This window comes from Abyssisolibacter fermentans, assembly GCF_001559865.1.
Taxonomy (GTDB): domain Bacteria; phylum Bacillota; class Clostridia; order Tissierellales; family MCWD3; genus Abyssisolibacter; species Abyssisolibacter fermentans.
Genome location: NZ_LOHE01000102.1, coordinates 1 through 7,854, shown reverse-complemented (window position 1 = coordinate 7,854; position 7,854 = coordinate 1). Strand labels below are relative to the sequence as shown.

Sequence of the window (7,854 nt, the reverse complement as noted above, 5' to 3'; positions counted from 1 at the left end):
AGATGCCTATATTTTTCTGATTATATAAAGATGAAAAAATATAGTCATCAATGTCGTGGTCAAAAAATGTCATGTAGCTTCTAAACAACTTAATGGTTTGATTTTTTTAGGGTTAGGCGTTGTGAGTACGAAGTTATCACATGTTGGTGATTCATCACCAAATGGAAGGGGCACGAATCTGAGAATCTTTGTTGTTCCTGTAAAGAAGCAATTTTTTTATTTTATAAAAGCGTCGATAAAATTACTTCTTAAAAGTCACCTGCAAAGAAACCTCAGATTGAGCCCTAGTGGATTTATTGGTTGAATAGTTGTTATAGCATTTATTTGAGGTTTGAAAAGATAGTGTTTAGTAAATTATAGTTAGATATGCTTGAAAATTGGTCCTTTTATTATAAAACTTGACTCATCAAATCTTCAAAAAATTACAACAGATGGTTGATAGACATGTTTTAATAAAGAAAATAGTCAAAATAAATATATAGATAAGAGATATCAATATTAATGTGGCGTAGGCAGATTATTGTTCTTTCTCATTGAAAATAAATTTTAAAATAAAAATAAGTTTTAATTAACTTGTATACATTAACTATTATTGAATAAAAATAAATAATAAGTTAATAATTTATTTGAAAGGGGAAAAACTGAGAAAGGAATGAATAGCATATGCATGTCAACAAAGTAGAAATATGTGGAGTAAATACTTCCGAATTAAATGTCCTTACGAATAAGGAAATGAGAAAGTTATTTGATAGAATATATCAAGGCGACTTAAGTGCTAGAGAAGAATTTATACAAGGAAATTTGAGATTAGTACTTAGCGTAATACAAAGATTTAATAAAAGAGGAGAAAATGTTGACGATTTATTCCAGGTTGGTTGTATAGGTTTAATTAAAGCAATAGATAATTTTGATTTAAGTCAAAATGTTAAATTTTCAACTTATGCTGTTCCTATGATAATTGGTGAAATTAGAAGATATCTAAGAGATAATAATTCTATAAGAGTAAGTAGGTCATTAAGAGATATTGCATATAAAGCTTTACAAATAAGGGATCAATTAATAAATAAAAAATCAAAAGAGCCAACAGTATCTGAAATAGCAAAAGTTTTAGATATACCTAAAGAAGATGTTGTTTTTGCTTTAGATGCTATCCAAGATCCTATATCATTATTCGAACCAATATTTCATGATGGTGGTGATGCTATTTATGTAATGGATCAAGTTAGCGATGATAAAAATGATGATTCTGTATGGCTTGAAGGAATTGCTTTAAGAGAAAGCATGAGACAGCTTAATGATAGAGAGAAATTAATACTTAATTTAAGGTTTTATGAAGGAAAAACTCAAATGGAGGTTGCCTCAGAGATAGGGATATCTCAGGCTCAAGTATCAAGATTAGAAAAAAATGCTTTAAGACATATGAGGAAGTTAATGTAAAAAATAAAAATTATAACCAGAAAAAGCTTGAGAGCTAATTATAATATTATTAGATTTCAAGCTTTATTAATTTATATTAGGATACACGTGAGAAATTAAGCACCAAATAGAATGAAAACGACTTTAGCGACAAAAACAATCATTTAATAAATTAAATATTTCAATTTTATACAGCTTACTAGTCAAAGCTGTATACGTAAGAACTAAATGTATTTTTTTAAGAAAATAATTATTAATATTTTGTACTAACTTACAGCATTATTAAATAAATATATATTAGGACGAAATATTATTATTATAGTTAATTGTTTACTCACATGTAACTATGAGTAGTGTCAGTTTATTTGAGTAAAAAGGTTAAAAAAAGTATAAGAAGGTGGATTAATGATAAGAATATCTGAATTAAGAGATAAGGAAATAATAAATATTAAGGATGGTACAAGAGTGGGTATGATTTCGGATTTAGAGATAAATTTAGAGAAAGGTATTGTTGAAGCACTAATACTTCCTATGCAAGGTAGTTTTCTTGGTTTATTCAGTAGAGGTAAAGGTTATTACATAAATTGGAGCAAAATAGTTAAAATAGGTATTGATGTTGTACTTATTGATTATGACCCTGTAAAAGATTCATATGTTGATAGAAATATGTCAACTACATAATTGACAGATGAGTATGTTTTTAGTTATAGTTAATATATAACCTCTACAATAAAGATAAGGAGGGTTTTATGTGAAATGTCCATACTGTGATTATAATGAAACAAAAGTAATCGATTCTAGGCCTACTGTTGAAGGACAGGCTATTAGAAGAAGAAGAGAGTGTATAAATTGTAACAGTAGATTTACTACATATGAAAGAATTGAGGAAATACCTATCATAGTTGTAAAAAAAGATGGTACTAGGCAAACTTTTAATAGGAATAAGCTATTAAATGGAATTATTAAGGCATGTGAAAAAAGACCAGTTTCAATAAAAACAATGGAAGGAATTATTGATGAAATTGAAAAGAATTTAAATAATATGTTTGAAAAGGAGATAACTACTAAGCGCATTGGTGAAATGGTTATGAATAGTTTAAAAAATGTTGATGAGGTATCGTATGTTAGATTTGCATCAGTTTATAGACAGTTCAAAGATATAAATACTTTTATGGATGAGCTTAAGAAGATTTTAAATGAAAAATAAAAGAACTCAAATAGAGTTCTTTTCATATTTAAGCAGAGGTAGATTAAGAAATACTAAGTTTGAATTAAAATCAAGAATATATACGAGGTGATAATTGTGAATCATAATAATTTTATACTGAGAGAGAAAAATGGTTTAAAATATTATACTATAGAATCTTTTGATAAATACAATATAAAGCATATGTTTACCACAAGAGTTGGAGGTTGTAGTAAGGGAGCGTATTCAAGCTTAAATATGGGTATTGGTATTGCTGAAGATATAAATGCTGTAATAAAAAATAATGATAGAGTTTTAGAAATTTTTAATACTGATAAAAACAACTTATACATTTCAAAGCAGGTTCATGGTGATAATATTATTGCAGTTGATAATTTAAATAATGATGATTATACTATTCTTAGAGAGAAAGGCGTAGATGGGTTGGTAACAGATGCCAAAAACAAACTCTTGTGTTGCTATTTTGCAGATTGTGTTCCTTTGTTTTTTTTAGATCCTAGTAAGATGGTTGTTGGAGTTGCTCATGCAGGTTGGAGAGGTACAGTAAATGGTATAGCAGGTAAAATGATTGATGTTATGAAAGAAAAATATAATTCTAATGCAAGTGACATATTAGTAGGAATAGGACCATCAATAGGACCATGCTGCTTTGAAGTTAAAGAGGATGTTTTTGATGTATTTGCAAAAAAAATTCAAAACATAAGCGAAATTTCAAAACAAATCACATCTGATAAATGGCTAATAGATCTGTGGAAGGTAAATAAAATATTATTAAAGGAAAAAGGTGTTCTGGATAGAAATATAACAATAAGTAGTATATGTACATTTTGTAATGAAGATTTATTATATTCTTATAGAAGGGATAAAGGCAAAACAGGTAGAATGGCAGCTTTAATAAGATTATAACAAGGCAATGTGCATATCACCCGCCTTGTTGAAACGGTGTGTTGCAATACTACGTAATTACTTCTGTTGTTATAAACATATACTAATTATCTAGGAGGTTTTATTATGCATAAGGTATTAATAGTGGAAGATGAAGAACATATAGCAGAGTTAATTAAATATAATTTAGAGATTAAAGGTTTTGATACTTCATTAGCTATTGATGGATACGAAGCTACAGAAAAAGCAAATTTACTTGTTCCACATTTGATTTTATTAGACATAATGTTGCCAAAGAGAGATGGTATAGAGGTATGTAAAATGCTAAAGACTAATAATAAAACTAAAGATATACCTATTATAATGCTTACGGCAAAAAGTGAAGAATTAGATAAAGTTTTAGGACTTGAAATAGGAGCGGATGATTATATAACAAAGCCTTTTAGTGTACGTGAATTGTTAGCTAGAATAAAGGCAGTGTTGAGAAGATCTTATAAAGATGAAGAACAGGTAGAAACTCTGATTAAGTTTGGAGATATAGTCATTGATATAGAAAAACATACAGTAGTTAAAGATGGAAAAATTATAGAACTTACATTAAAAGAATTTAAGTTATTAAAGATTTTAGCTGAAAACAAAGGAAAAGTACTTTCAAGGAATTTTCTACTTGATGAAGTATGGGGTTATGATTATTTTGGTGAAACTAGAACAGTTGATGTTCATATAAGACATTTAAGAAAAAAAATAGGCGATAATATGGGAATAATAGAAACCGTACGAGGAGTAGGATATAAAATAAAATAATTGATTGTATTTCCAAAAGGAGAACAACATGCAAAGAAGGTTATTTGTAGCGTTAGTAGTCGCGGTTTTAATAGCAGTTATAATAACAGGGTCTTTGATTATGAGTTTGTTAAGAATTAATTATTTAAACGATCTTGAAGATAAACTTTTAACAAATTCAAAATTAATTAGATATAATATTGATGAAAATTATAATATAACTGATTTTGATAGATTGGCCAAGAACTATTCAAAAGAGATAAATACAAGGATTTCATTTATTGACAAGCAGGGTTGGCTTATAGGAGATTCTGAAGTTAATATTGAAATTGCAGAAAATCACTTTAATCGTGAAGAAGTTAAAATAGCATTACAAGGCAGGATAGCTACTGCTAAAAGATACAGCAAATCTTTAGATAAAAATATGTTTTATGTAGCAATTCCTTATAATAATCAAATAGCTGTTATTAGATTATCAGTACCATTAACATATGCAACTGAATATTATAGAGATATTTTTAAATATATATTGATATCAATTGGTTTTGGAACAATTGTAGCAATATTTTTAGGATATAGATATATATATAGTATAACAAATCCAATAAAACAACTTACATCTGCTACAAAAAGCATTGCAAAGGGAAACTATGGTGAAAAGGTTTATTATACTAGTCATGATGAAATAGGTATGTTAGCCAATAGCTTTAATATTATGAGTAAGAAGTTATATGATAACATAGAAGAATTAAAGGAAAATAGTACAAAAACTAAAGCAATATTAAAAAGTATGATAAATGGTATCATCGCCATAAATAATAATAATAATATAATATTTATTAATCCTACTGCTGAAAAGATGTTTGGACTTGTAGAAGAAGATGTAAGAAATAAATCTATTTTAGATATTTTGAGTGATGAAGAACTAAAAAATGAAATTAAAGAACTGTTAGAGTCAAATATAACATCAAAAATAGAAATAGAAGTATATAATCCATATAAGGTATTAAGTGTTTATACAAATATTATTGTATTAGATAATGATCCTACCAGAAAAATAGGTGTTGTTATAAGTTTTCAAGATATAACAGATATGAGAAAACTTGAAATAATGAGAAAAGATTTTGTTGCTAATGTTTCACATGAACTAAAAACACCATTAACTTCAATTCAAGGTTTCATTGAAACACTTAAGAATGGAGAAATAAAAGATGAAAAAGTTAGGAATAGGTTTTTAGATATTATAGATATTGAATCAAAAAGATTGACAGCATTGATAAAAGACTTATTAATATTATCCGATATAGAAAATAAGCATCAAATGGTATCAATGCAAAACATAAATATTAGAAAATGTATTGTAGATTTAATAGAAATGTTTGAAAAAATAGCTAGTAAAAAGAATATAAAAATAAAAGAAAAAATAAGTGGTGGTTTACCTAGTATATATGGCAATATAAGCTGGTTTAAACAAATAATTATAAATTTAATAGATAACAGTATTAAATATACACCTTCTGGAGGCAAAATAGAAATAATTGGATATGAGATTGATGATAAGATTCATATTAGGGTTAAAGACACTGGCATAGGAATATCAAAAGAACACATATCTAGATTGTTTGAGAGATTTTACAGAGTTGATAAAGCAAGATCAAGAAAAATAGGTGGTACAGGATTAGGTCTTGCCATTGTAAAACATATAGTTATAGCATTTAAAGGTGAAATAAAAGTTAAAAGTGAAGTAAACAAAGGTACAGAATTTGAAGTTATTATTCCTGTTAACAGCGATAATTTATATAAAAGTGGGATTGAGGAATGAGAATATGAGGAATGAAAAGCTTATATATAAGACACTGCAAGAAATTTTGCACCATATAAATATTGGAATACATGTAATAGATAAAAATGGGATTACAATTATGTACAATGAAGCTATGGTTAAACTTGAAGGAATTGAAAGGAAAGAGGTTTTGAATAAGCCGATTCTAGATATATTTCCTAGTTTAGATGAAGATTCAAGTACTTTAATAACTGCTATGAAAATAGGTAGAGTAATAGAGCAGAGAAAACAAACGTATTTAAATTATAAGGGCAAGAGTATTACAACTATAAATACAACTATACCGTTATTTGATGAGGATGAGAGACTTGGAGCTGTTGAAATTGCAGAAGATGTTACAAAAATCAAAGAACTATCAGAACAAGTTATAGACCTTCAACATCAATTGATAAAGAAAAAAATTATTGGAGAAAAGCACTCAAAAAGACTATATGATTTCGATGATATAATTGGTAGTAGTGATGCTATAAAGAAGGCTATACAATTAGCAAGAAAGGCAGCACAGACATCTTCGAGCGTGTTGATTTATGGGGAAACAGGTACAGGTAAAGAGCTTTTTTCACAAAGCATACATAATGCCAGTATTAGAAAAAATAAGCCCTTTATAGCTCAAAACTGCGCTGCGCTTCCTGAAGCTTTGCTAGAGGGTATTTTGTTTGGTACATCAAAAGGTGGTTTTACTGGAGCAATAGATAGACCTGGATTATTTGAACAAGCAAATGGAGGTACACTATTGCTAGATGAGATAAATTCTATGGGAATGACACTTCAAAGTAAGCTTTTAAGAGCACTACAAGAAGGATGTATTCGAAGAGTTGGTGGTTTAAAGGATATAGGTATTGATGTTAAAATTATTGCTACATTGAATGAAAGCCCAAATCAAGCAATATTAGATGGAAGGCTAAGGAAAGATTTGTATTATAGAATTGGTGTAATGTCAATTGAAATACCAGAACTAAGTTATAGAAAAGGTGATATAAAGCTATTAAGTGACTATTTTATAAGAAAATATAATAAAATGTTTAGCAAAGACGTATGGATGTTATCAGAAAACATGTCGAATGTCTTTAAGTCATATGAATGGCCAGGAAATGTAAGAGAACTACAAAATAAAATAGAGGGTGCAATGAATTTAATATCTGAGGATGAACATGTTTTAAAAAAAGAATTCTTTAATAATTTTGAAGACATACATATAGGCAGTAAAAAATCTGATGATTTACATGAAGAACTTTATAAGCTTATAGACGAAAAAAAATCGTTGACTACTGTTATGTCTGATATTGAAAAAGAAATAATAATAACTAAGTTAAGAGAAACTAATTACAACATATCAAGGTCAGCTAGAGATTTGAATATAAAAAGACAAACTCTACAACATAAGCTAAAAAAATATAATATAAACCCAGATTATTCATAGAAAATTATGAGCAGTGAACTAAAATCTATGATTTTATGTGAATCGCTTACTCCTATGAAGGAACGGAACAGGAGATTCATTAATAAGTATTCTTTCTGATAAAAGATGTCCATTAAATGGCGGGCGTACCAACTCGGTATGCCTTCGAATTTACTGGAATCTTTTAATTCAAAATTATACAGCATACTATTCAAAGTTATATGAATAATCAGGGATAATTTTTTACTATACAAGGAGTAATAAGAATATGAAAAAAAATGTTGGAACCATGCCTTACCTAAGGCATGAAAAAACTAAATT

7 protein-coding genes are annotated in these 7,854 nt (G+C 27.8%); all 7 read left to right on the top strand.

What is annotated here, in order from left to right:
- Positions 1-663: 663 nt before the first annotated feature.
- The 7 genes from sigG (at position 664) to AYC61_RS19135 (ending at position 7,554) form a co-directional block, all read left to right on the top strand.
- Positions 664-1,437, top strand: a complete 774-nt coding sequence (sigG, locus tag AYC61_RS19165; RefSeq protein ID WP_066506959.1) for an RNA polymerase sporulation sigma factor SigG — start codon at positions 664-666, stop codon at positions 1,435-1,437.
- A 384-nt stretch (positions 1,438-1,821) separates the two neighbouring features.
- A complete protein-coding gene (locus AYC61_RS19160) occupies positions 1,822-2,097 on the top strand; it encodes a YlmC/YmxH family sporulation protein (RefSeq protein ID WP_066506957.1) in 276 nt (91 codons plus the stop codon).
- A gap of 70 nt (positions 2,098-2,167) precedes the next feature.
- Positions 2,168-2,623 (top strand): transcriptional regulator NrdR, encoded by a 456-nt coding sequence (gene nrdR / locus AYC61_RS19155; RefSeq protein WP_066506954.1) that lies wholly within the window; start codon positions 2,168-2,170, stop codon positions 2,621-2,623.
- Between the two features lie 96 nt (positions 2,624-2,719).
- Positions 2,720-3,529, top strand: coding sequence for a peptidoglycan editing factor PgeF (pgeF, locus tag AYC61_RS19150; RefSeq protein WP_202906878.1), 810 nt, complete (start codon positions 2,720-2,722; stop codon positions 3,527-3,529).
- A 105-nt stretch (positions 3,530-3,634) separates the two neighbouring features.
- Entirely contained in the window at positions 3,635-4,312 is a 678-nt protein-coding gene (locus AYC61_RS19145) for a winged helix-turn-helix domain-containing protein (RefSeq protein ID WP_275935268.1), read from the top strand.
- Positions 4,313-4,340: 28 nt separating this feature from the next.
- Positions 4,341-6,113, top strand: coding sequence for a two-component system histidine kinase PnpS (gene pnpS / locus AYC61_RS19140; protein ID WP_066506950.1), 1,773 nt, complete (start codon positions 4,341-4,343; stop codon positions 6,111-6,113).
- Positions 6,114-6,117: 4 nt separating this feature from the next.
- Positions 6,118-7,554 (top strand): sigma-54 interaction domain-containing protein, encoded by a 1,437-nt coding sequence (locus tag AYC61_RS19135; protein WP_066506948.1) that lies wholly within the window; start codon positions 6,118-6,120, stop codon positions 7,552-7,554.
- Positions 7,555-7,854: the final 300 nt, after the last annotated feature.

What these genes read in the sequence shown, in the direction of transcription:
- sigG (WP_066506959.1), top strand. Translation starts at nt 664, where the DNA reads ATGCATGTCAACAAAGTAGAAATATGTGGAGTAAATACTTCCGAATTA.
- AYC61_RS19160 (WP_066506957.1), top strand. Translation starts at nt 1,822, where the DNA reads ATGATAAGAATATCTGAATTAAGAGATAAGGAAATAATAAATATTAAG.
- AYC61_RS19145 (WP_275935268.1), top strand. Translation starts at nt 3,635, where the DNA reads ATGCATAAGGTATTAATAGTGGAAGATGAAGAACATATAGCAGAGTTA.
- pnpS (WP_066506950.1), top strand. Translation starts at nt 4,341, where the DNA reads ATGCAAAGAAGGTTATTTGTAGCGTTAGTAGTCGCGGTTTTAATAGCA.
- AYC61_RS19135 (WP_066506948.1), top strand. Translation starts at nt 6,118, where the DNA reads ATGAGGAATGAAAAGCTTATATATAAGACACTGCAAGAAATTTTGCAC.